Source organism: Roseibium sp. RKSG952, assembly GCF_009711355.1.
Window position 1 is genome coordinate 1 of record NZ_SMMF01000406.1, and the last position, 858, is coordinate 858.

Sequence of the window (858 nt, forward strand, 5' to 3'; positions counted from 1 at the left end):
GCGCCATCCCTCCAAAGCCTCAATCAGCTGCGGGTTTTGGGTGACAAAGGCGCGCCGCCGGGTCAGCCGTCCGTGCGTTTCGTCGAAGGCATCCAAAACGGGACGGTAATCTGCTCCTTTGCCAAAGCTTGTCATGGCAAAATGCGCCTCGACACGAAGATAATCGTGCTTGTTGTTTTTCTTCAAGGCGACAAGATAATCTGCCCCCTTTTCGGCAATCCTGTCCAGAAGGGACTTGCGGGCATAAAGGGCATCCAGTGAAATGAGTGCACCCGCCAGATCCAGTCCTTCCAGGAGAGGCATCAGCATTTCTGCTTCGCCGGATTTGTCTGCCACGACGCGTTGCGCCAGCGTCAGTCCGCTATGTGTCGCAAAAGCGCTGACAACATGCAAAGCTGAACGCTGCGAGCGGCGGTCGAATGACCGGCGCATCGCCTTACCATCCACTGCAATCTGGCGCGGTGCCGCTTTATTGGGAGGAGAAAACACGGCGCGCGTCCAGGTCAGAAAACAGTCCTCGAAACTGTCTGCATCAATGATGCGTGAAGACACGCCGGAACGTATCATGCGAAGGAATTCCGTTCGGCAGTTCCAGAAACCTGCGCAACCAGTCCTCCTTCAACCGGCCATAAAGCGCAATGTCTTCAAAACTGTCGGCATGGGTCAAGATGGCGCAGACAGTGATTGCCAATATATCGACAAGCAGGTGCTCTGTTTTGTGCCCCTGACGGGGGTCTTCTATCTCACTGAAGCTATCAAGCAGTTCTTTAAATATGGTTCGACCTCCAAATTTTGGAGATCATAAACCATTGGAATATCGTAGTGAATCGTGCACTATGGTTTCATGCGTTAGCCGTG

Annotated in this window: 2 protein-coding genes; both read right to left on the minus strand. The window is 53.3% G+C overall.

Annotation, left to right across the window (positions count from 1 at the left end):
• Nucleotides 1–567 (minus strand): ISAs1 family transposase (locus tag E1297_RS01260; protein ID WP_155132890.1); only part of this gene is annotated, 567 nt, incomplete at its 3' end.
• The gene (locus E1297_RS51120) at nt 533–775 is read right to left on the minus strand and encodes a transposase family protein (RefSeq protein ID WP_368669426.1); all 243 of its coding nucleotides are present in this window, start codon (nt 773–775) and stop codon (nt 533–535) included. The genes E1297_RS51120 and E1297_RS01260, both read right to left, overlap by 35 nt.
• Nucleotides 776–858: the final 83 nt, after the last annotated feature.